Genomic DNA, 22,342 nt, shown 5'->3' on the forward strand with positions numbered 1-22,342 from the left:
AGGAGGCGGAGCGGGAGCAGGGTCGCGCCCGCAAGGCGGTCGAGGCGGTGGCCGCCGACCTCATAGCGCGGGGCAACCTCGCCGGCGGTGAGGCCCAGCACGTGCTGGAGGCCCAGGCCATGATGGCGCAGGACCCCGAGCTGATGGCCGACGTGGAGCGTCGTATCGCCGTGGGGTCCACCGCCGAGCGGGCCGTGTACGACGCGTTCGCCGCGTACCGGGCGCTGCTGGCGAGTGCCGGGGAGTACCTGGCGGGGCGGGTCGCGGACCTCGACGACGTGCGCAACCGGATCGTGGCGCGGCTGCTGGGTGTGCCGATGCCGGGTGTGCCGGACAGTGACGAGCCGTACGTGCTGATCGCCAGGGACCTGGCGCCGGCGGACACGGCGCTGCTGGACCCCTCCCTGGTGCTCGGTTTCGTCACCGAGGAGGGCGGGCCGACCAGTCACAGCGCGATCCTCGCGCGGGCGCTGGGCGTGCCGGCCGTGGTGGCGCTGCCCGGTGCGTGCGAACTGGCCGAGGGCACCGTGATCGCGGTGGACGGCAGCACGGGCGAGGTGTTCGTCGAGCCGGGCGAGGAGCGGCGGACCGAGATGGAGCGTGCCGCGCGGGAGCGGAAGGCGGCGCTGGCGGCCTCGACCGGTCCGGGTGCCACGTCGGACGGTCACCGGGTGCCGCTGCTGGCCAATGTCGGCGGGCCCTCGGACGTGCCGGCGGCTGTCGAGGCCGGGGCCGAGGGCGTCGGGCTGTTCCGTACGGAGTTCCTGTTCCTCGACGACAGTGAGCGGGCGCCGTCGGAGGAGAAGCAGGTCGAGGCGTACCGCAAGGTCCTGGAGGCGTTCCCGGAGGGCCGGGTCGTGGTGCGGGTGCTGGACGCGGGGGCGGACAAGCCGCTGGCGTTCCTGACACCGGCGGACGAGCCGAATCCCGCGCTGGGCGTGCGGGGGCTGCGGACGCTGCTGGACCACCCCGAGGTGCTGCGGACGCAGCTGACCGCGCTGGCGAAGGCGGCCGAGGGGCTGCCGGTGTACCTCGAGGTCATGGCGCCGATGGTGGCGGACCGGGCCGACGCGAAGGCGTTCGCGGACGCGTGCCGCGAGGCGGGGCTGCGGGCGAAGTTCGGCGCGATGGTGGAGATCCCGTCGGCGGCGCTGCGGGCGCGGTCGATCCTGCGGGAGGTGGAGTTCCTCTCGCTGGGGACGAACGATCTCGCGCAGTACACGTTCGCGGCGGACCGGCAGGTGGGGGCGGTGTCGCGGTTGCAGGACCCGTGGCAGCCGGCGCTCCTCGACCTGGTGGCGATGGCCGCCGAGGCGGCGCGGGCCGAGGGCAAGAGCTGCGGGGTGTGCGGTGAGGCCGCGGCGGATCCGCTGCTGGCGTGTGTGCTGACGGGTCTGGGGGTCACCTCCCTCTCGATGGGTGCGGCGTCGATTCCGTATGTGCGGGCGACGCTGGCGAAGTACACGCTGGCGCAGTGCGAGCGCGCCGCCGCCGCCGCGCGGGCCGCGGACTCGGCCCAGGAGGCGCGGGTCGCCGCGCAGGCGGTGCTGTCCGGCGAGTGAGGCCGGTGTGCCGCCGCTGAGCCGGTGGTGAGTGGGGCGTGAGGGGCCTTCCCGGCGGGAGGGCCCCTTCGCCGTGTCCGCGGGTCAGTGGTGGGTGGGGTGGCCGTCGTCGGGGGTGAGGTCGAAGCCGGGGCGGTACTCGACGCCGGGCTCGGGTGGCAGTGGTTCGCCGGTGCGGGCGTCGGTGCAGTACGCGTCGAAGACCTCGGCCTCGGTGAGGGGGACGAGGCGGCCGTGGTCGAGGCGCCATCCGCGAAGGCGGTCGGGGTGGCCGGGCGTGCTGGTGCGCAGGACGAGGCCGCCGGGGGTGGTGCGGGCGATGCCGGCGGCGAGGACGGTGAGGAACTCCGTGCCCTCGGCGGAGTCGAGGGGTGCGGAGCCGGTGGGTGCCGTGTCCGGGTGGTCCGGGTCGGCCGTCTCCGGGTGGTCGGGGTGCGGGGTGTCGGTGCGCAGGGCTGCCAGCAGGTGCTCGTCGGCGGCGGGGACGCTGCAGACGAGCTGGTGCCTGCCGGGTCCGGCGAGGTGGAGGATGCGCAGGACCGTGTCGGCGGCCTGGTCGAGGGCGGCGCGGCCGATGTCCTGGCCGCAGTCGGCGCACGGGCCGGCTTCGTCGAGGAGGAGCGTGGCGTACGCCCGGGTGGTGTGGCGGACGGCGGCGTCGACGAGGAGCGCGAGCAGTCGGCCCATGGGCTGGCCGGTGTAGGGGACGCGGGCGCCTCGGGCGGCGGACTCGGCGGTGTAGCGGGTGCGGCTGGTGCGCGAGTCGGGGTCGATTCCGGTGTCCGCGCAGTACGCGGCGTAGTCCTCGGGGTCGAAGAGGGTGACCGTCGTGTGGATGCCGTCGGCGGCGAGGGTGCGCAGGAGGCGCTCGGTCGCGCGGAGGTAGGCGGGGTGGTCGTCGAAGGGGAAGCTGGCGTAGCGGCGCATGGCCGCGAAGTCCTGCTCGTCGGCGAGGACGCCGAGGGTGGCCGGGACTTCGCGGCGCAGGGCGTGCCGCAGCGCCGTGGTGTTCCTGGTCGGGTGTGCCATGGGTCCCCCTGGTGATCGGCTGGTGCTCGATGCTCACTCAGCGTAATCAGGGGGACTGACAGTGGCGGTGGGCCGGTCAGTCGGCGCGCTTGCGCGCCCGGTCGTGGGCGAGGTTCTCGTAGAAGCGCAGCAGGTCGAGGTTGTCGACGGAGCCGGGGTTGACGGCCTTGTCGAGGGGGGTGCCCTGGAGGAGGCGCTTGACGGGGACCTCGATGCGCTTGCCGGTGAGGGTGTGGGGGACGCCGGGGACTTCGATGATCTCGTCGGGGACGTGGCGGGGGGAGAGTTCGGCGCGGATGGTGCGCTTGACGCGGTCGACGAGCGCGTCGTCGAGGGTGGCGCCGTCGGCGAGGTGGACGAAGAGCGGCATCCAGTAGCCGCCGTCGGGCTCCTCCAGGCCGATGACGAGGGATTCCCTGATCTCGGGGAGGCGCTCGACGGCTTCGTAGATGTCGGCGCTGCCCATGCGGACGCCCTGGCGGTTGAGGGTGGAGTCGGAGCGGCCGTGGATGACGACGGAGCCGTGGTCGGTGACGGTGATCCAGTCGCCGTGGCGCCAGACGCCGGGGTAGGTGTCGAAGTAGCTGTCGTGGTAGCGGCTGCCGTCGGGGTCGTTCCAGAAGCGGATCGGCATGGACGGCATGGGGTTGGTGACGACGAGTTCGCCCACCTCGCCGACGAGGGCCTTGCCGTTCGGGTCCCAGGACTGGAGGTCGGTGCCCAGGCAGGGGGCCTGGAGTTCGCCGATGTGGACGGGGAGGGTGGGGACGGCTCCGGCGAAGCAGCTGCAGACGTCGGTGCCGCCGCTGACGGAGGCGATCCACAGGTCGTGGCCGGCGTCGGCGAACTCGTCGTGGAGCCAGCGGAAGCCGTCGGGCGGCAGTGGCGAGCCGGTGGTGGCGACGCAGGTGACCTTGGACAGGTCGTGGTCGCGGGCCGGGTGGACGCCCGCCTTGCGGCAGGCCATCACGTAGGCGGCCGAGGTGCCGAAGAGGGTGGCGCCGGTGCGTTCGGCGACGCGCCACTGGGCGTCGACGGACGGGTGGCCGGGGCTGCCGTCGTAGAGGACGACGGTGGTGCCGGTGAGGAGGCCGGACACCAGGAAGTTCCACATCATCCAGCCGGTGGAGGTGTACCAGAAGAACACGTCGTCGGGGCCGAGGTCGCAGTGGAGGCCGAGCTGCTTGAAGTGCTCCAGGAGGATGCCGCCCTGGGACTGGACGATGGCCTTGGGCAGGCCGGTGGTCCCGGAGGAGTAGAGGATCCACAGGGGGTGGTCGAAGGGGACCTGCTCGTAGCGGGGCTCGGCGTCGGTGGAGGTGAGGGCGTCCCAGGAGAGGGCGCCCTCGGGGGCGTCGGTGCCGAGGAGGGGGATGTGGACGACGGCGCGGAGGGTGGGCAGTTCGCGGCGGAGTTCGGCGACGGTGTCGCGGCGGTCGTGCTCCTTGCCGCCGTAGCGGTAGCCGTCGACGGCGAACAGGACGACGGGCTCGACCTGCTGGAAGCGGTCGAGGACGCTGCGCGCCCCGAAGTCGGGGGCGCAGCTGGTCCAGACGCCGCCGACGGCCGCGGTGGCGAGGAGGGCGGTGACGGCCTGCGGGACGTTGGGCAGGTAGCCGCTGACGCGGTCGCCGGGGCGTACGCCGATGGCGCGCAGCTCGGCGGCGAGGGAGGCGACCTGGCGGCGCAGTTCGGCCCAGGTGACGGGGGTCGGCTCGTGGGTCTCGTCGACGTGGAGGAGGGCGGGGGCGTCCGCCCGCTGGTCGGCGGCGCGCAGGGCGTGCTCGGCGTAGTTGAGGGTGGCGCCGGGGAACCACTGGGCGCCGGGCATGGCGCGGTCGCCGAGTACGCGTGTGGAGGGGGTGGCGAAGCGGACGTCGAACCATTCGGTGACGGCCTGCCAGAAGGTGTCGAGGTGGTCGGTGGACCAGCGGTGGAGTGCCGGGTATCCGCCGTTCGCGGGGGCCCCGTGGCGCTCCGCGGCCCAGGCCTGGAAGCGGGTGACCGCGGCGGAGGCGATGCGGTCCTGGTCCGGCTGCCAGAGCGGCTCGGCTGGCTCGGAGTGCGCTGTCGCTGACGTCGATGTCATGGGGGTGTGCTCCCTGGCTGTACGCGGATCTGCGTGTGGTCCGCGCACGTGCTGGGTGTGCGCGGACGCGGCTCACAGGGACGATGCCACGGGGAGGGGTTTCGCACCAGGTCTGCCCACCCATGGTCGGCTTGTTGAACATGTGGTGTCACCACGGGTGAACGGTTGCTGAACGCCTCCCGCCGGCGGCTCGGCGGGTGGCAGGGTGAGCGCCATGAGCGGTCGTGAGCTGGTGCGTTCCATGTGGGTGTTCGGCAGGGTGCGGGGTCCTCGGGCGCTGCGCTCGGTGTGGCGTCAGCGGCGGGCGGATGCCGCGGGGCTGCCGCGGCGGGGGCCCGAGCGGGCGCGGGTGCCGGGTCGGGTGGTGGGGGCGGAGCCGCTGCCGGGCGGGGGGATCGTGCGGTTCGCGCGGTCGGAGCTGCGGGTGTGCGTGACGGCGGGGGCGGCGGTGTTCTGGGGGTGGGACGGGGCGGAGCCGCTGCCGTCGTACGCGCTGGCGGGTGAGGTGCCGGAGCCGGACGGGCGCGTGGTGCTGGAGCCGGACACGGAGGGCGGCTGGCGGGTGGTGGCCGAGCGGGTGACGGTGGCGGTGTCGCGCAACGGCGCGGTGGAGGTGCGGACGCCGGGCGGGGTGGTGCTGCGGCGGGAGCTGCCGCCGCGCTGGTGGGAGCCGGTGGGCGGGGGCGGGGCGCGGTGGGTGCAGCGGTCGGAGGTCCCGGCGGACGCCCGGTTCTTCGGGCTGGGCGGGCGGGCGGCGGGGCCCCGGCTGCCGGAGGGGACGTACCGGCTGTGGAACTCCGATCCGCGGGGGGCGTTCGGGCCGGGGACCGATCCGCTGTACCTCACGATGCCGGTGCAGTGGGTGGTGGCGGACGCGGGGACGCACCTGGCGTTCTACGACAGCACGTGGGACGGGCGGGTGTCGCTGCGGGAGGGCGGTGAGGGCGCGGGGTCGGGGCACGACCGGCCGGGGCTGAGCGAGGTGCGGATGGACGGGGGGCCGCTGCGCTGCTGGGTGGTGGTGGGGTCGCCGGCGCGGATCGCGCACGGGTGGGCGCAGCTCACGGGTGCTCCGGCGGTGCCGCCGTCGTGGGCGCTGGGGCCGCAGCACGCGCGGTGGGGGTTCGGGAGCGCCGAGGAGGTGCGGCGGGTGGTGGCCGGGTACCGGGAGCGGGGGCTGCCGTTGTCGGCGGTGCACCTGGACATCGACCACTACGAGGGGCACCGGGTGTTCACGGTGGACCGGGAGCGGTTCCCGGATCTGCCGGGGCTGGCGGCCGAGCTGCGGGAGCGGGGGGTGCGGCTGGTGTCGATCGTGGACCCGGCGGTGAAGGCGGAGCCGGGCGGGGCGGTGTACGGGAGCGGCGCGCGGGTGGGGGCGCGGGGGGCCTTCGTGCGGGACGCGCGCGGGGAGGTGGTGCGGGGGGTGGTGTGGCCGGGTGAGTGCGTGTATCCGGACTTCACCGACCCTCAGGTGCGCCGGTGGTGGGGCGGGCTGTACGCGGAGCGGCTGGAGCAGGGCTTCTCGGGGGTGTGGCACGACATGAACGAGCCGGTGTCGTTCACGCCGTTCGGGGACATGACGCTGCCGCGGTCGGCCCGGCACTCCCTGGAGGGCCGGGGCGGTGACCACCGGGAGGCGCACAACGTGTACGGGCTGGCGATGGCGCGCGCCGGATACGAGGGGCTGGCGCGGCTGCGGCCGGAGGAGCGGCCGTTCCTGTTCTCCCGGTCCGGCTGGGCGGGGATGCAGCGGTACGGCGGCACGTGGTCGGGGGACGTGGCGACGGGGTGGCCGGGGCTGCGGGCGTCGCTGGCCCTGGTGCTGGGGCTGGGGCTGTGCGGGGTGCCGTACTCGGGTCCCGACGTGGGCGGTTTCGACGGCCATCCGTCGCCCGAGCTGTATCTGCGGTGGCTGCAGCTGGGGGCGTGGCTGCCGCTGTTCCGTACGCACTCGGCGATCGACGCGGGGCGGCGGGAGCCGTGGGAGTTCGGCGCGGAGGCGCTGGAGCACGCGCGCGAGGCGATGGCGGAGCGGGAGCGGTTGCGGCCGTACTTCGTGACGCTGGCGCGGCTGGCCCGGCTGACGGGGGCGCCGTACGCGCGCCCGCTGTGGTGGGCGGCGCCGGAGGACCGGCGCCTGCGGGACTGCGGGGACGCGTTCCTGCTGGGGGACGCGCTGCTGGTGGCGCCGGTGCTGGCGCGGGGCGCGCGGCGGCGGGTGGTGCGGCTGCCGCGGGGCCGCTGGTACGACGTGGCGACGGAGCGGGCGTACGAGGGGCCGGGGCTGGTGCTGGTGGACGCGCCGCTGTCGCGGGTGCCGGTGCTGGCGCGGGCGGGGGCGGTGGTTCCGGTGCGGGGTGCCGGCGGGGCGGTGGAGCTGGAGGTGTGGGCGCCGGCTTCCGACCGGGCGGGGGGCGGTCTCCTCGTGCGGGACACCGGTGACGGGTGGGACCCGGCGGAGGTGGAGCGGTACGTGTCGCGGTGGAAGGGCGGCGAGGTGCGGGTGGAGCGTGTGACGGGCGAGGGGACGGTGGCCGTGGGGCCGGAGGGGGTGCGGGTGCGGGGGCTGGGCGGGGCGGGGTAGCGGGGCGGGCGGTGCCGGGCGGGCGGCGCGGGTGTGGGGGCTGCGGGGGGCTGGAACGGTGCGGGTGCGGTGGTTGCGGGGGGGGGGCGGTGCGGGTGTGGGGCGGTCGCTCGTGCGTCGTCGGGCGTTCGTACCGGGCGGGTGGCCGTTCCCGCTTTCCAGGCGGGCGACCGTGCTGGGCGGGCGCTCCTACCGGCTCGGGTGTGCGTAGTGGCCGGCGAACCACTTGCGGGCGGCCTCGGTGTGGAGGGGGAAGGCGAGGCGGGCCGGTGCGTACAGGATGTGGTGGCCGCTGGTCTCGGCGGTCGGCGCGGAGGGCGGCAGCGCGCTCGCGGGGCGCTCCGGGAGCAGGCCGAAGAGGAGGAGGTGCCCGCCGGGCGAGCTCATGGCGTCGGCCAGGCGGACGTCGTGGGCGGGCGCCTCGATGCCGGTCTCCTCGCACAGCTCGCGGACGACGGCGCCGCGCCAGTCCTCGGCGTGGTCGATGAAGCCGCCGGGGAGGGCGACTCCGCCGCGCTCGGGCTCGATGGTGCGGGTGATGACGACGAGGCCGGTGCCGCGCGGTCCGGTGACGGGCAGGAGGGCGACCGCCACGGGGAGGGGGTTGCGGTAGGTGGGGATGGCGCAGGAGGGGCAGGTGCGGGGCCAGGGGCCGTCGGGGTCGGCGAACGGGGTGCCGCAGTGGGCGCAATGGGTGGGGTGCACGGGGCGCACTGTACCGAGGGCCGGGCCGGGGGTAGACGGGGTGGCATGAAGGGAACTGCCGCCGGTGCGCGGGGTGCGGTCGCCGCTGTCGTCCTGGGGGCCCTGGCCCTCGCTCCCCCGGCGGCCGGGACGGTGGCGGGTCCGGCGGCGGTCCGTGAGGCCGCGTCGGGTGGGGGCGTGCTCGGCGGTCGCGCGCTTGGCGGGGACGTGGGCGGTGGGGACGTGGGCGGTGGGAGCGGGCTCGCGGGGGCGGCGGGGAGTGGGGCGGTGCGCGGGGGGACGGCGGGTGGGGTCGTGGCGGAGGGTGCGGGGGCGGGCACGTTCGTGGAGTTGCGGGCGGTGGACCCGACGGTCCTCCAGGAGATGCGGTACGCCACGGCGCACACCTTCGTGGGGACCCCGGTGGACGGGTACCGGGCACCGGTGTGCCTGCTGACGCGGCCCGCCGCCCGTGCGCTGCACCGGGCGCAGGCGCGGCTGCTGCGGCGCGGCCTGTCGCTGAAGGTGTACGACTGCTACCGGCCGCAGCGGGCCGTGGACCACTTCGTGCGGTGGGCGCGGGACCCGGCGGACCAGCGGATGAAGGCCGCCTTCTATCCGCGCGTGGACAAGGCGCGGCTGTTCGCGGACGGGTACGTCGCCGAGCGGTCCGGGCACAGCCGCGGCTCGACGGTGGACGTCACGCTGGTGCGGCTGCCGAGGGAGCCGGCGCGTCCGTACGTACCGGGAGAGCCGCTGGTGGACTGTACGGCGCCGCGGGAGGCGCGGTTCCCGGACGACTCGGTGGACATGGGTACGGCCTTCGACTGCTTCGACCCGCTGTCGCACACCGACGACCCGCGCGTGCGGGGCGCGGCGCGGGCGAACCGGGACCTGCTGCGGGGCGTGCTCGCGGCGGAGGGGTTCGTGAACCTGCCGGAGGAGTGGTGGCACTTCACGTACCGGCCGGAGCCGTTCCCCGACACCTACTTCGACTTTCCCGTCGAGGCGGTCAGGTCGCGGCCGGCTCCGGCGTGGGCTCGGTGAACGTCATCGCGTGCCGCACCACCGCGACGAGGACCTCCTTGACGGCCTCGCGCCGCCGGGCGTCCGTCATCAGCAGCGGTACCTCCGGGTCGAGGTCGAGCGCGGCCCGGACGGCCTCCGGGGGGTGCGCGTCGGCGCCCTCGAAACAGTTGACGGCGACCGCGAAGGGTATGCCGCGCCGCTCGAAGTAGTCGATGCACGCGAAGGAGTCCTCCAGGCGGCGGGTGTCGACCAGGACCACCGCCCCGAGGGCGCCCTGCGCCAGTTCGTCCCAGAGGAACCAGAAGCGGTCCTGCCCCGGCGTGCCGAACAGGTACAGCACCAGGTCGTCGCGGAGGGTGATCCGGCCGAAGTCCATGGCCACGGTCGTCGTGGACTTGGACTCGACACCGGCCAGGTCGTCGACCGGCCGGCTCGCCTCGGTCAGGTTCTCCTCGGTGCGCAGCGGCCGGATCTCGCTCACCGACCCGACCAGCGTGGTCTTGCCCACCCCGAACCCGCCCGCGACCAGGATCTTCAGCGTCACCGGCTCGACCGGCGGCGGACCCTTGCGGCTAGAGCGCCCGAAGGCCATTGATCACCTCACGCAGAATGCTCACGTCCGGCAGCTCGGCCGGCGGAACGGGACGGGTTACGTGGACCAGTTCGTCCTCGACGAGGTCGCCGACCAGGACACGGACCACCCCGACGGGCAGGTCCATCCCGGCGGCGAGCTCGGCGATCGACTGGGGGTACTCGCCGCAGCGCTCGACGATCTCCACGTGTTCCGGGGAGAGTGTCTCGTCGCGGCCCGGGTCGTCGGCGGCGGGCTCGGGCACGACCAGCGCGATCAGGTCGAGCCGGTGACGGGTGGGGCTGGTGGTGCGTCCGCGGGTCATCGCGTACGGGCGCACCACCGGCCCCGCCTCGTCGTCGAACCAGTGGTGCGCGTCGCCGGTGCGGCGTGCGCGTCTCAGCTGTCCGGCCGATGCGTCGCTCACGGCATCCCCCCTCACCCGCCGGTGGTCAGGCCGGAGCGGGGGGCGGTCGCCAGGTGGGCGCCGACGCGCTTCACCATGAGCGTCATCTCGTAGGCGACGAGGCCCACGTCGGAGTCGGCGTCGGCGAGGACGGCGAGGCAGCTTCCGTCACCCGCGGCGGTGACGAAGAGGAACGCCTCGTCCAGTTCGACGACGGTCTGGCGGACCTGGCCCGCGTCGAAGTGGCGGCCCACGCCCTTGGCGAGGCTGTGGAAGCCGGAGGCGACGGCGGCCAGGTGCTCGCTGTCCTCGCGGCTGAGGTCCTTGGAACCGCCCGTGGGCAGGCCGTCGCTGGAGAGGACCAGGGCCTTGCGGATGGAGCCGACCCGCTCGACCAGTTCGTCGAGGAGCCAGTTCAGCTCGCCGGTTGAGTTGGATGCTGCGGTGTTCGGTGCGGTCATCGACCGTCCCCCTCCGGTGTCGTTCCTGGTGCTGTCTCGGTACGGGCGCGCTGCCAGCCTCGCTGCATCGCGGCCATGCGGTTGCGGACCTGCTGGGCGTCGCGCTCCGTGCCGCGGGGCTCCGCCGGGGCGGAGCGCCCCGCGGCCGGTTCGGCCTGTTCCCTGAGCTGCGGGACGAGACTGGCCTGGCGTACGCGGCGGGGCAGGCCGCCGGAAGGCGGGGCGGTCTCGTCGGACGGGGGCGCGGGGGCGGGTGCGGGGGCGCCGGTGTCCGGGGGGCGGCGGTCGCCTCGGCCGGCGGCTCGGGGCGCGGCCGGGGCCGGGGCCGGGGCGCCGTCGGGGGCCTCGCCGGGGCGGTCGCCGCCGTGGTCGGCGCGGTCGCCGGGGACGGGGCGGTCGGCGCCGTTCGGCTGGCGGGTGGCGCGGGCGTCGCGCAGGGGCCCGCCGGGACCGGGGGCGCCGTCGGCGTCCGGGGAGTCCGGAGTGTCCGCGGTGTCCACGCGGCGGCCGTGGCGGGCCACGAGGGCGGGCTTGCGGCGGGGCAGCGGTACCGGCTGGGCGAGGTGCTCGGCCGTGCCGTCGGGCGTCTGCTCCCGCTCGGCGTGGCGCAGGTGCCGGGCGGGCCGGCCGGGCTCCTCGTGGTGGTCCTGGCCCTCGCCGTGCGGGGCGTCGGCGGGCCGCAGCGGCGGGCGGGGGCGGAAGAGTCCGTGGCCGGGATCCTCGTCGTCCCGCCGGTCGTGGCCGAGGGCGGCGGGCAGGTCGTCGAGGAGGTCGAGCGGTCCGTCCAGTTCGATCGGGCCGTCGAGGAGGGAGGACACCTGCGTGAGCGCGGTCCGCCGGTTGGGCGCGTCGGCGGCGCGGCGGTCGGGCGTCTTGCGGTCCAGCCGGAAGCCGGACCCCTGTGTCTCGGGGGCCTCGGTGAGCAGGTCGGCCGGGATGAACACGACGGCCGTCGTCCCGCCGTACGGGGAGGGCTGGAGCGAGACCTTCACGTGCTGGCGCCGGGCGAGGCGGCTGACCACGAAGAGGCCCAGCCGGTCGGTGTCGGACAGCTCGAACTCGGGTGTCTCGGCGAGGCGGAGGTTCGCGTCGAGCAGGTCCTCCTGGGACATGCCGAGCCCCCGGTCGTGGATCTCCAGGGTGAAGCCGTTGGTGACGCGTTCCCCCTGCACCTGGACGGCCGTGTGGGGCGGCGAGAAGACCGTCGCGTTCTCGAGGAGTTCGGCGACGAGGTGGGTGAGGTCCGCGACGGCGGGCCCGGCCACGCCGATGCGCGGCAGGCGCCGCACCTCGATGCGCTCGTAGTCCTCGACCTCCGCGACGGCCGCGCGGACCACGTCCATCAGCTGGACGGGTTTGCGCCACTGCCGGGAGGGCGCGGCGCCGGAGAGGATGACCAGGCCCTCGGCGTGGCGGCGCATGCGCGTGGTGAGGTGGTCGAGCCGGAACAGGTCGGCCAGTTCCCCGGTGTCCTCGGTCCGGCGTTCCATCGCGTCGAGGAGGGTGAGCTGGCGGTGGAGGAGGACCTGGTTGCGGCGGGCGAGGTTGACGAACACCTCGGAGACGCCGCGGCGCATGTCGGCCTGCTTGACGGCGGCTTCCACGGCGGCCCGCTGGAGGGTGTTGAGGGCCTGGCCGACCTGGCCGATCTCGTCCTTGTCGTACTCGAGCCGGGGCACCTCCGTCTCCACGTCGACGTGCTCCCCCGCGGCGAGGCGGCGCATCACGCTCGGGAGCCGGGTGCCGGAGACCTCCTGCGCCTCCTTGCGGAGCCGGCCGAGGTCGCGGACGAGGCCGCGGCCGACGCGTACGGAGACGACCAGGGAGGACAGGACGGCGAGGAAGCCGAGAACGCCCGCGACGCCCGCCTTGAGCAGGACGCTGTACGCGGCGGGTTCGACGCGCTCCTGGTAGCGGTCGCCGGCCAGCCGGTTCTCTGCGGCGAGGCCGCCGAGGACGGTGGTGGTGGCGTCCTCCCAGCGGGCGACGTCGGTGGCCCGGGGGTCGTCGGTGGCCCCGGCGGCGATGAGGGCCTCCTCCGCCTGGCGCAGCGGCTGCGTCTCGGGGCTGTTCCAGTACGCGTGGAAGGTGTCGCGCTCGGACAGCGGCAGGACCTCGAGGCTGGTCTCGTAGAACTGCCGGCGGCGGGCCACCAGGTCGGAGACGAGGCGGACCTCTTCGGCGGTGAGGCGGTCGCTGACCAGTGAGGAGACCACGAGCGCGTCTTCACGGGCGAGCATCTCGCGGGCCCGCGCGAGGCCGACGAGGGCGCGTCCCTGCCGTTCCATCTCGACGTTGTCGATGGCGTGGACGTGGACGAGGAAGCTGTAGCCGGGGTCGATCAGCCGGTTGTAGAACTCCAGCGCCTGGAGGCGGCCGACGGCTCCCGTGTCGACGGAGTGGCGCAGTGTCGCCAGGCCGTCGAAGGCGGTGAGCAGCGACGTGAGCTGCTTCGCGGCGGTTTCGTGCAGGGCGTCCTGCACCCGCTGGTCGCCTGCCTGGGCGCGCAGGGCGGTCAGGGCGCGGTCGGTGGCCTCGCGGTCGCGGCGCAGGGTGGTGAGGGCGTCCGCGGTGCGCGGGTCGGCCAGGTAGAGGAGGCTCTGCCGGCGTTCGCGCTGGATGACGTGGACGGCCTCTTCGAGCGGGTAGCCGACCCTCTGCATGATCTGGGAGACGTCGAGGAGGTGGGTGGCCTCGCGGCCGGTGATGAAGGTGGCGAAACCCCAGAGTCCGGTGAGGGACAGGAGCGGGACGAGCAGCAGCGCCACGATCTTCCTGCGGATCGACCTTCCGCGAAAGCCCATGGCCTCCCCCAGCTCGCCCGGCCGCCCGGCGCGGCGCGAGGTGCACACATCAACTCGGCAACAAACGGCGCGAGCCTACTACTGTCACCAGGCCGACTCGAAGGTGAGCCCAGTCGCTTTTCGGCCGCCTCCCTCGTTCTTGATCATGACTTGTCCTGCTATCAAAGGAGTTGGCGAAGGCGGCCGCGCCGGGCTATGCCTGGCGGTGCGTCATTTTCGGCGATGTGCCGGATGGCTGGAACTGAACCTTCCGGGAATCTTCCCGGGCGGTGGCGCGTCTAGGTGGGTACGGGGGGCGACGGCATCGGCCGGCGCGGGGCGGCGGGCGCCGTCCGCGTGAATCCGTCCAAGGCGGGCAGTCACCCTGGTGTCGGTCGAGTGGTGGGGAGTGACGGTGGATGAGCACGGGGCGGCGTGAGCTGTGGGTGGAGGAGCCGGTCGGGCGGCGCAGACTGCCCGATCCGGTGCGCACGGCGGCGGTGCGGGCCTGGTTGATCGCCGCGCTGACGCTCATACAGGCGGTCGTGGCCTACCTGTTCACGCTCGCCGGGTCCTGGCTGGCGTTCCCGCTGGTGCTGAGCACCATCGCGGGCACGGTGGTGGCGACCTGGTCGGTGCTCGACGTGTGGGTGACGCGGCAGGTGTGGAAGCAGCGCAACGGGGTCGTGTCGGAGCCGAGCAGCACGGCGCGCCAGTTGCGGCGGGAGCGGCGCATGGCCCGGCGGGCCGCGCGGGAGGCGGGCCGGATACGGAAACAGCGGGCGCGGGCGGCCAGGCGGTCGGCGCGGCGCGGTGAGACCGTGCCGGAGGCGGCGCCGGAGACGGCGGGGGACGCTCCGGCGCAGGCGCCCGCCGGGGAACTGGGGGCCACCGGGACGGGTCGGCAGGGCGCGCCCGCCGCGCGTGCGGGGCGGGGTGAGCTCTCCCGGGCTTGAGGGTCGCCGGGCGTGGGACAACCCTGCGCCTGAGGTCCACCGGGCGTGAGGTCCACCGGGCGTGGGTGCCTCTGGTGTGGGGGGGTCCTGGTGTGGAGCCCCGGTGTGTGGCGTCCTGGGCGTGAGGTGCCTTGCGCTGCAGGGCCGCCGGGTGTGCAGCGCGGTCCGGTGTGGCCCCGCTGCTCCGGGGGCTCGGTTCCGGGGGCGGTGGTGCGGCTCGTGCCGGTGGTCGGTCACGGGCCTCGGGTCGGGGGGCCGGGACGGGCGGCGGTCGGCCCGTCGCTGGGTTCGATGGCCGGGACTGGCGGGCGGTGCGCGCCGGGGCGGTGGGTGGCGGCCGCTCGGTGGGGCGGCCGCCACCTCGGGGTCAGCCGGCGTTCTGCCGCTGCGGGACCGGAGTCGTATCGCGTGTGAACACACGGGTCGCCTTGATCTCGCCGTGCACCGCCGGCTCCCCCTCGCGGGCGGGCTGCGGCAGGCCCGGCCGCAGGTGCTCCTCGACGCTGATGTACTTCAGGCCGGCCCGCAGGTCCGCGTCGTTGCGCAAGCGGATGACCAGCGGGAACTCGGCGAGTGCCGTCGTGTCGAACAGGCCCGTCGTGTACAGCAGCTGGACTCCGAGGGCGTCCGAGACGGCCCGCTGCAGCTCCAGCAGGTACGTGGCGTTGGCGCGGCCGATCGGGTTGTCGAGGAACAGCGTGCCCGCGTGCCGGTGCTTGTCGCGGCCCCGGTCGTTGCTGCGGAGCGCCGCCATCGTGCAGTACAGGGCGATGGCGGCGGTGAGCAGCTGGCCGCCGGAGAACACGTCGCCCATCTGCCCCACGGGGACGCGCTCGGCGCGCAGGACCGCGTCCGGCTTGAGGATCTCGACGGCGACGCCCTTCGGCTGGAGGGCCGCGTGGACGCCGCGCAGCAGCAGCGACATGCCGTCGCGGCGCAGGTCCGAGTTCTTCCTGACGGCGGCGCGGGTCGCCTCGTCCACGACCTCGCCGAGCCGCTCGACCAGGGTGGCCTGGTCCGGCTCCTCGAAGCGGATGCGCAGGAACTCCTGGCCGGACCACTCGCCGAGCCCCTCGGGGAGGCGGGACAGCCGCTGGGCCGAGCGGAGCGTGGTCAGCGCGGACTCGACCAGGCCCCGCAGGCGGTCCACGATCGAGTCGCGGTTGCGCTCCAGCTGGGCCAGCTCGTCGGTGAGGACGCGCAGGCGCGGGGCGAACGCCTCGGCCCACCTGGCGGCGTGCTCCGGCAGGGCGGACGCGGGCAGTTCGCGGATCTGCTGCCGGGCCGGGGTGCGGACCTGCTCGTAGCGGGTGGAGTTGGCGTGCCGTACGAGCACGTCGCACGCCTCGCGCACGGCGGCGTCGGCGGCGGACAGGTCGGCGGCGCAGCCGCGCAGGGACCGCCGGGCCTCGGCCGCGGCACGGCGGGCCTCCTCCAGCGAGTCGGCGTAGGGCTGCGGGTCCTGCGGGTCGTCGTCGGCCTGGTCGCGCAGCAGGTCGCGCAGGAGCGCGGCCAGCTCGCCGAAGGCACTGGCGGCGTCCTCGGCGGCGCGGTGGGCGCGCACCAGGTGCGCGTGGGTGGCGCGGGCGGTCTCCAGGTCGTCGGTGCGGGCCGCCAGGTCGCCGGTGGCGGTGCGCAGCAGGGTCTGGGCCTGCTCGGCGCCGGCCGGGACCAGCTCCTCGGGCAGCTCGGTGTGCGCGTCGCCGTCCGCAGGGGCGAGCCGTTCGGCCTCGCCCCGCAGGCGACCCAGCTTCTCGCTGGCCTCCGACGCCCTGGACTCCAATAGCTGGACGTGGGCCTCGGCGCGGGCCACGGCCGCCTGGCGGGACGGCCCGTCGGCGCCCTCGGGGCCGTCGAGGAGCTGTGCGGCGCGGGTGCGGACCTTGTTGGTGAGGCGGTCCAGCTCGGCGAGGGCGGCGCTCTCGTCGGACTCGGCGCGGGCCTGCTCGGCGCGCAGGTCGGCGCCGACGCCGACCTTCTCGTACAGCCGCGAGGCGGCGCGGTACGCCTCGCGGAGGGCCGGGAGGGAGGGGCGGGGGACGCCGCCGTCGAGGAGGGCGGTTCCGTCCGGCTTCTCCTCGGGCAGGTTCTCGGGGGCTCCGGCGATCTCCGCGCGTTCGGCGCGCAGGGCGCGGGCGGTGCGGTGGGCGTCGTCGGCGGCGCGCTGGGCGGCGCGGCGGTCCTCGTCGGCGGCGCGGGCCCGTTCGAGGCAGGTCTGGGCGCGGGCCTCGGCTTCGGCGGCCTCGTCGGCGAGTTCGCGGAGGCGGACCTGCCATCCGGCGCGTTCCCTGAGGCGGTGGGCGAGGCCGGCGAGGGCGTCGGCGGCGCGGCGGGCGCGCTGGGCGGTCTCCTGCCGCTCGTCCCGCACGCGGGCGGTCTCGGCTGCCGTCTCGTCGGCTTCGGCGCGGGCGGTGCGGGCCTCGGCGAGGGCGGTCTCGGCGGCTTCGGCGGCCTCGCGTGCGGTGGTGGCCGCCTCGGCGAGTTCGGCGAGCATGCCGGGCGGGCAGTCGGCCCGCCAGGAGCCGATGCGGGCGGCCAGGGAGCGGTCGCCCGCGAGGCGGGCCGCGAGGGCGCGGATCTCCTCGTCGCGGGCGGCGGCCCGGGCGCGGAGGGCCTGGCGCTCCTCGTCGGCGGCGTGCTCGTCGTGCATGGCCGGGTTCGGCGGGACGAGGAACACCTCGCCGCGCGGGCCGTCCTCGCCGTCGCCGTCGTCGCCGCTCCGGCCGCTGTGGCCGTCGCCGGGTCGGGGCACCGGGGCGAGGAGGGCCGCCGCGGTGCCGACCGCGACGGCGGAGCGCGGGAGGAGGGCGGCGCCGGACAGGGCCTCGCGGGCGCGCGCGTAGGACTGGGGGTCGGTGACGACGACGCCGTCGACCAGCTCGGGGCGGGCGGCGAGGACGGCCGCGTGCTCGGCAGGGTCGACCGACTGGGCGAGGTAGCGCCAGCCGGGCAGTGCGGGGATGCCGTGCTCGCCGAGGAACTCGACGGTGGCGAGGACGTCGGGGCCGGGCGGCAGGAGGCCGCCGTCGCCGAGGGCGCCGAGGATGCGGGCGTCGTCGGCGGCGGCGGTGCGCAGGTCGAACAGCTTGCGTTCGGCGGAGGCGATCTGCTGGTCGAGCAGTTCCCGCAGCTCGTCGGCGTACCGGTCGAGGTCCTCGGCGGTCAGCGCGTCCCGGACGGCGGGGCGGGGGGCCGGCGCCGCGGGCGCCGGGGTGTCCTCGCCGGTGTTCTGCCGGGGCAGCTGGGGGACCCGGGGGGCGGACGGCAGGCCGAGGAGCTCGGTGAGCCGTTCGTCGGCGGCGATGGCCTCGGCGGCGCGGCGCTCCGCCTGGTAGGCGTGGTCGGCGGCCTGGGCGGCGTCGGCGGCGCGGGCGGCGGCCAGCTCGGCGCGGGACTCCTCGCCGGCCGCCTCGCGGGCGCGTTCCGCGGCGGCTCGTGCGGCCTCGCGGGCGGTGTCCCAGGCCGCGACGGCGGTCTTCTCCGCGTCGCTGGCGGCGAGGGCGGCGCGCGCGGGGTCGGCGTCCGGGGCGGTGTCGTCGAGCCAGCCCGCCCGTACGGCCTCGGCGGTCTCCTGTTCGACCTCGGCGAGGCGCTGGCGCAGGTGGCCGGATTCGCTGCGGGCGCGCTGGGCCTCGGTGGCGGCGGTGGTGGCGTCGCGGTGCGCGGTCTCCGCTGTGGCCTGGAGGGTGGCGGAGCGCCGCTCCTCCTCGTCGGCGTGGCGTTCGCCGTCCTCGGCGGCGGCGTGCAGGGCGCGTACGAGGTCGGCGGCGGCCTTGGCGCGGGCGGCCAGGGCGGGCGCGGCGTCCCGTTCGGCCTCCTGGATGGCGGCGGCCACGCGCGCGGAGCGGTCGGCTGCGGCGCGGTGCCGCAGGACGGCTTCGGTGGCCTGCCAGGCGGCGTGGAGGGTGCGGGCGTCGGTCAGCTCGCGGCGCTGGGCGGCGGAGCCCTTCTCGGCGGCGGCGAGGGCCAGCGAGGCGTGCCGGTAGGCGAGCTCGGCGGCGACGAGGGAGCTGCGGGCGCGGGCGCGTTCGGCGTCCGTGACGGTGTCGGCGGCGGCGGCGACCTGTTCGGCCAGGTCGGCGGTGCGGGCGCGTTCCTCGTCGGCGCGGGCGGAGAGGCGGCGGGCGAGGGTGCGGGTGCGGCGCTCCGCGGCGGCGTGGACGTCCCGTGCGCGGGAGCGGGCGTCGGCGGCCTCGACGATGCGGCCGAGGAGGTCGACGGAGCCGGCGGTGAAGTCGCGTTCGGCGGTCAGCTCGGCGCGGCGGCCGAGCTTGCTGCCGAAGCCGCTGACGAGGTCGGCGAGGCCGTCCGTGTCACGGGTGTCGGTGACGGCGCGCAGCAGGAGGTCGGTGAAGTCGGAGTCCTTCTTGACCGCGAAGAGGCCGGCGGCCTCGCCCTCGTCGGCGTTCATCTCCCGCTGGTAGCGGAAGAGTTCGGGGTCGAGGCCCAGGTCGCCGAGGTGCTCGTTCCAGCGGTCGTGGATCTCCTCCCAGTACACCTCCAGGTGCGGGTAGGCCCGGCCCGCCTCGGTCAGGGCGTCGCGGAAGCCCTTCATGGTGCGGCGGCGGCCCTGGGCGCCCGAGGCGCCCTCGGCCTGCGGGCGGACGGCGGTGGACTCGGCGACGGGCAGGTTGTCCAGGCTGAGGCCGGGGCCGGGGCGGAAGGAGTACCACGCCTCGGCGAACTTGCGCGGGTCGTTGGAGACCTGGCGGCCGCGCCACTCGCTGACCTTGCCGACGACGACGAGTTCTCCGGTGAGGGTGTGCTGCCACTCCAGGGCGACGTGTCCGCAGTCGTCGGCGAGGAGGAACTTGCGGAGCACGCCGGAGCTGGCGCCGCCGAGGGTGTTGCGGTGGCCGGGGAGCATCACCGAGAAGATCAGCTTCAGCAGGACGGACTTGCCGCCGCCGTTCTCCAGGAACAGCACGCCTGCGGGGGCGGGGCGGCGCGGCGGGCCGACCGGCTCGTCCTCGAAGAACTCCGCCTGGGTGGGGGCGGGATGGGGCACGGGGGCGCCCACTCCACGCAGGTCCAGGACGGTGTCGGCGTAGCGCGCACCGGCGGGTCCGATGGAGTAGAGGCGGACCCGGGACAGCTCGTACATGGCGGCGGACTCTCGTCGGTGGGGGTGGATCGGAGGGGGCTGGGGGTTCGGTTGCGGGGTCTGGGGCTGGGGCTGGAGTTCGGGGGCGGGGGTCGGTGAGTCGGTGGGGCGGGGTGCTGTGGTGGGCGGGGTGCTGTGGCGGGCGGGTCAGGGGGCCCGTCGGCACGGTGTCCCGGCCGGGCGGTGGGTGCGTGCGGCGGTGCGGAGGGCGGTCGGGTGCGGCTCGGGGCGGGCGTTCCGCGGGGCCCGGGCCGGGGCGGTCCTGCTGCCCGTGGGCGGGCGGCCCGGGGAGCGGGGCCTCCTCCGGTGGGCGGGCTCAGCTGTGGAACGGCAGGCCCGCGTCGGCGGCCAGCTCCAGGTCGTCGCCCTCCGGCGGTGGCAGGAGGGTGGCGGAGCCGTCCGTGACGGGGACGACGCCCAGGTCGAGGAGTTCGGCCATGGCAGCGCTGCCCGCCATGTCGCGGACCTGGAGCTGGTAGCGGGCGGTGGTGCGGTACGTGCCCCCGGCGTCGTCTCCCGTGCGCTGCAGGAACCCGGAGTCGGTGAGGAACGCGGCGGCCTTGCCGATGATGCCGGTGGTGGAACCGGCGAGACGGCGGGCGTCCTTGGTGGCGCCTGTGGCGCTGCGGCGGGTGTAGGTCCGCCAGGCGGCCTCCAGTCCGGGCGCGTCGGAGGCGGGGTCGGTGTTCTCGCCCTCCCGCTCGGCGCGCTCCTCCAGGCGGCGGCAGGCCTGCCGTACGAAGGCGTCGACGCCGTTGACGGTGATCCGGCCGATGTAGCCGTCGTCGGCGAGGTCCTCGGGCCGGGGGAACGCCAGCGCGGCGATGGCCAGGTGGGCCAGGCCGTGCAGGAAGCGGTCGGCCGAGTCGGCGGACGCACGGCGCGCGTAGTCGCCCATGCGGACGGCGAACACGGAGTCCTCGGCCGCCGTGACGGCCATCCCCGCGCGCGGGGACACCTCGAGCACGATCAGGCCGAGGCCGGTGGCGACGGCGTCGGCGAGCCGGGCGAAGGCGGGGTCGTCGCGGTAGCGGCGGAGCAGCTCGGCGTATTCGGCGTCGCGTGCGGGGAGCAGCTTGGGCTGGAGCCCGAAGGAGACGAGCCGGGCGGCGTCGGCCGCGTCGGCGGGGGTGACGCCGCCGGCGGACGGGGCGGCGGGCTCGGGGGCCCGCTCGGCTTCGGGCTCGCTCCACGCGTCGGCGTACTCGGCGTGGTGGTCGCTCACGGCTGGTGCTCCTCGATGCTGCGGGTCGGTGCGGTGGGGGTGGGGGTGGCGGTGGGGGTCTGTGGGCGGGTGCCCGCGGAGGCGCGGGGCCGGGAGGGGGCCGGCGGGTGCCCGCGCGTGCCGGCCGGGACTGCGGGCCGGCAGGCGGCCGGGGGGTGCGGGCGGATGCCCGCGGGGGCGCGCCGGGCGGGCCCGGCCGGGGGGTGCGGGCGGGCGGCGCGGGGGCGGGGCGCGTACGACGGGTGCGGGCGGGTCATGACGCGTCCGCGCGGTCGGCGGCCATGCCCGCGGCGTCGAGCAGGGCCGTACCGACGATCAGGTCGGCGCCGCCGAACTCCGGGTCGTCCAGTTCCACGCCGTCGTCGACGGCGAACAGCAGGCGCTCCTCGCCCTGGCGGTAGGCCGTGCCGACCGGGGGGCTGGCCGCGTGGACGGCGAGCAGGGCGACCAGGTACGGCAGTTCGGTACCGGGGGCGCGGCGGCGGGCTTCGGCGAGGAGGCCGGAGAGGCGGCGGGGCGCGTCGTGCTCCAGGTCCAGCAGCTCCATGGCCATGGCCAGCTGCTCCTCGCTGAAGCGGCTGTCGTCGGGGGTGGCGATCAGGTCGGGCTCGGGCATCTCGGCACCGAGGTGTTCGCGCTCCACGGGCGGGGTGAGGAGCAGGTCGACCAGGTCGCCGACGCGGACGGCGGTGGGCGTGCGCAGCCCCGTGCCGTGCGCGAAGTACGTGTCGGTGACGCGGATGGCCTGCTCGACGGGGAGCGGCAGCAGCGGTGCGAGGAGCTGCCCGTACAGGTCGAGGCCGGTGCGGGCGGCCGGCTGCGCGAACGCCTGCCGGTCCTGCTCGGCTCGGAAGAGGGGGCCGGCCTCCAGGAGGCGGGACTGGAGCTGCGTGTGGCGGCGGATGCAGTCCTTGACTATGTCGACCAGCTCGGCGGCGCGGCGCTTGTTCTCCGGCTCCTCGGCCTCGTCGCGGGCCTTGCGGATGTTGGTGAGGATCGCGTTCTCGTGGCGGTAGCGGTCCGCCACGTGCGCGAGGGCCTCCTCGATCATGTCGGGGACCGTCTGGAGCCAGTCGACGGCGCGGACGTTGCGCCGGGTGGCCTCCAGCGTCTTGCGGAGGGTCTCGGCGTACTGGACCGTGCGGTAGCGGGCCTGCTCCGCCGCGAGCTGGGCGTCCGCGAGGCGGCCCCGGCTGATCAGCACCTCCAGTTTGACCTCGGCGGCGATCTGGGCGCTGGTGACGTCCGTGTCGAGGGCGCCCACCAGGACGTTCACCGCCTCGTCGGTGGTGCGGAGGTAGACGCCGCCGCCGTACCCGGGGACCTCCTCGACGAGCTTGAAGTCGTAGTCCCTGCGCACGTACACGCCGTCGGGGCCGAAGGTGCCGTACACGGCCCGGAAGCCCCGGTCGACGCTGCCGACGTTGATGAGGTTCTCCAGCACCCAGCGGGCGACGCGCTCGTGCTCGGCGGCGGGGCGCTCCGGGGCCTGGGCGGCGACGCGGGGCACGAGGCGGGCGACGATCTGCTCGTGGTCGGCGCCCGTGTCGAAGTCCATGTTGAGGGTGACGAGGTCGATCGCGGCGAGGGCGACCTCGGCCATCGCGTACACCGAGAACTCGCCGGCCAGGTTCGCCTTGCGGACGTCCAGGTCGTGCAGGGGCGCGGTGCAGGCGAGCGCGCGCAGGCGCCGCGCCAGCCCTTCGTCGGCGGCCGGGCCCTGCGCGGGCCGCGGCGCCGCGCTGAGCTGGGGCGACGCGAGTTCCGTCGGTTCCGTCGGGGCAGGCGAAGTCACGTTGCACAGAGTAGGTCCTCGCGGTGACAGCGGTCGAAACGGCGCGGGGTGGTGGGGGTCG

14 protein-coding genes (1 of these 14 running past the window's edge) are annotated in these 22,342 nt (G+C 75.8%); 4 read left to right on the top strand and 10 right to left on the bottom strand.

Translation table 11 applies throughout. The features are described 5' to 3' along the window. Window positions 1-1,562 carry the 3' portion of a phosphoenolpyruvate--protein phosphotransferase gene (ptsP, locus tag CP974_RS03375; RefSeq protein ID WP_031135118.1) on the top strand. The gene continues 109 nt to the left of window position 1, outside the view, so 1,562 of the gene's 1,671 nt are visible here — the last part of the coding sequence; its start codon lies off the left edge, out of view; the stop codon is at window positions 1,560-1,562. Between the two features lie 84 nt (window positions 1,563-1,646). On the opposite strand, the gene CP974_RS03380 is transcribed toward ptsP, so the two are convergent. Continuing rightward, on the bottom strand, window positions 1,647-2,591 hold the full coding sequence (locus CP974_RS03380) for a DUF8829 domain-containing protein (protein WP_031135116.1): 945 nt from the start codon (window positions 2,589-2,591) through the stop codon (window positions 1,647-1,649). Window positions 2,592-2,667: 76 nt separating this feature from the next. After that, entirely contained in the window at window positions 2,668-4,680 is a 2,013-nt protein-coding gene (locus tag CP974_RS03385; protein WP_031135114.1) for an acetoacetate--CoA ligase, read from the bottom strand. Window positions 4,681-4,894: 214 nt separating this feature from the next. Here CP974_RS03385 and CP974_RS03390 point away from each other — a divergent pair, with 214 nt between their 5' ends. After that, window positions 4,895-7,267 carry a glycoside hydrolase family 31 protein gene (locus CP974_RS03390; protein WP_150485765.1) on the top strand — a complete coding sequence of 791 codons (2,373 nt, stop codon included), beginning with the start codon at window positions 4,895-4,897 and terminating at the stop codon, window positions 7,265-7,267. Window positions 7,268-7,456: 189 nt separating this feature from the next. Here the strand turns inward: CP974_RS03390 and CP974_RS03395 are convergent, their stop codons facing one another. Beyond that, window positions 7,457-7,972: an NUDIX domain-containing protein gene (locus tag CP974_RS03395; RefSeq protein WP_037940382.1), complete on the bottom strand. Its 516-nt coding sequence runs from the start codon at window positions 7,970-7,972 to the stop codon at window positions 7,457-7,459. Window positions 7,973-8,017: 45 nt separating this feature from the next. Here CP974_RS03395 and CP974_RS03400 point away from each other — a divergent pair, with 45 nt between their 5' ends. Beyond that, on the top strand, window positions 8,018-8,998 hold the full coding sequence (locus tag CP974_RS03400) for a M15 family metallopeptidase (protein WP_196786099.1): 981 nt from the start codon (window positions 8,018-8,020) through the stop codon (window positions 8,996-8,998). On the opposite strand, the gene CP974_RS03405 is transcribed toward CP974_RS03400, so the two are convergent. From CP974_RS03405 to CP974_RS03420, 4 genes are read right to left on the bottom strand one after another with little or no spacing between them, the layout of a single operon-like run. Beyond that, window positions 8,964-9,572: a GTP-binding protein gene (locus CP974_RS03405; RefSeq protein ID WP_031137050.1), complete on the bottom strand. Its 609-nt coding sequence runs from the start codon at window positions 9,570-9,572 to the stop codon at window positions 8,964-8,966. The genes CP974_RS03400 and CP974_RS03405 overlap by 35 nt on opposite strands. After that, window positions 9,553-9,978 (bottom strand): DUF742 domain-containing protein, encoded by a 426-nt coding sequence (locus tag CP974_RS03410; RefSeq protein WP_031137048.1) that lies wholly within the window; start codon window positions 9,976-9,978, stop codon window positions 9,553-9,555. The genes CP974_RS03405 and CP974_RS03410 overlap by 20 nt, the downstream gene beginning before the upstream one ends. An 11-nt stretch (window positions 9,979-9,989) precedes the next feature. Then, window positions 9,990-10,418 carry a roadblock/LC7 domain-containing protein gene (locus tag CP974_RS03415; RefSeq protein WP_031137046.1) on the bottom strand — a complete coding sequence of 143 codons (429 nt, stop codon included), beginning with the start codon at window positions 10,416-10,418 and terminating at the stop codon, window positions 9,990-9,992. Beyond that, the gene (locus CP974_RS03420; RefSeq protein ID WP_085921282.1) at window positions 10,415-13,222 is read right to left on the bottom strand and encodes a nitrate- and nitrite sensing domain-containing protein; all 2,808 of its coding nucleotides are present in this window, start codon (window positions 13,220-13,222) and stop codon (window positions 10,415-10,417) included. Before CP974_RS03420 ends, CP974_RS03415 begins: the two co-directional genes overlap by 4 nt. A gap of 398 nt (window positions 13,223-13,620) precedes the next feature. On the opposite strand from CP974_RS03420, the gene CP974_RS29970 reads away from it, so the two are divergent. Continuing rightward, entirely contained in the window at window positions 13,621-14,157 is a 537-nt protein-coding gene (locus CP974_RS29970; RefSeq protein ID WP_223844540.1) for a hypothetical protein, read from the top strand. Window positions 14,158-14,524: 367 nt separating this feature from the next. On the opposite strand, the gene CP974_RS03430 is transcribed toward CP974_RS29970, so the two are convergent. The 3 genes from CP974_RS03430 to CP974_RS03440 form a co-directional block, all read right to left on the bottom strand. Further along, the gene (locus CP974_RS03430) at window positions 14,525-19,261 is read right to left on the bottom strand and encodes a hypothetical protein (RefSeq protein WP_031134988.1); all 4,737 of its coding nucleotides are present in this window, start codon (window positions 19,259-19,261) and stop codon (window positions 14,525-14,527) included. A 316-nt stretch (window positions 19,262-19,577) separates the two neighbouring features. Continuing rightward, window positions 19,578-20,486: a hypothetical protein gene (locus CP974_RS03435; protein ID WP_031137347.1), complete on the bottom strand. Its 909-nt coding sequence runs from the start codon at window positions 20,484-20,486 to the stop codon at window positions 19,578-19,580. Between the two features lie 253 nt (window positions 20,487-20,739). Next, window positions 20,740-22,281, bottom strand: a complete 1,542-nt coding sequence (locus CP974_RS03440) for a hypothetical protein (protein WP_031135705.1) — start codon at window positions 22,279-22,281, stop codon at window positions 20,740-20,742. Window positions 22,282-22,342 lie beyond the last annotated feature (61 nt).

It is taken from the genome of Streptomyces fradiae ATCC 10745 = DSM 40063 (assembly GCF_008704425.1).
Taxonomy (GTDB): Bacteria; Actinomycetota; Actinomycetes; order Streptomycetales; family Streptomycetaceae; genus Streptomyces; species Streptomyces fradiae.

Coding starts and splice junctions, on each gene's coding strand:
- CP974_RS03415 (WP_031137046.1), bottom strand. CDS start 10,418: ATGACCGCACCGAACACCGCAGCATCCAACTCAACCGGCGAGCTGAAC.
- CP974_RS03380 (WP_031135116.1), bottom strand. CDS start 2,591: ATGGCACACCCGACCAGGAACACCACGGCGCTGCGGCACGCCCTGCGC.
- CP974_RS29970 (WP_223844540.1), top strand. CDS start 13,621: ATGAGCACGGGGCGGCGTGAGCTGTGGGTGGAGGAGCCGGTCGGGCGG.
- CP974_RS03430 (WP_031134988.1), bottom strand. CDS start 19,261: ATGTACGAGCTGTCCCGGGTCCGCCTCTACTCCATCGGACCCGCCGGT.
- CP974_RS03400 (WP_196786099.1), top strand. CDS start 8,018: ATGAAGGGAACTGCCGCCGGTGCGCGGGGTGCGGTCGCCGCTGTCGTC.
- CP974_RS03385 (WP_031135114.1), bottom strand. CDS start 4,680: ATGACATCGACGTCAGCGACAGCGCACTCCGAGCCAGCCGAGCCGCTC.
- CP974_RS03405 (WP_031137050.1), bottom strand. CDS start 9,572: ATGGCCTTCGGGCGCTCTAGCCGCAAGGGTCCGCCGCCGGTCGAGCCG.
- CP974_RS03390 (WP_150485765.1), top strand. CDS start 4,895: ATGAGCGGTCGTGAGCTGGTGCGTTCCATGTGGGTGTTCGGCAGGGTG.
- CP974_RS03420 (WP_085921282.1), bottom strand. CDS start 13,222: ATGGGCTTTCGCGGAAGGTCGATCCGCAGGAAGATCGTGGCGCTGCTG.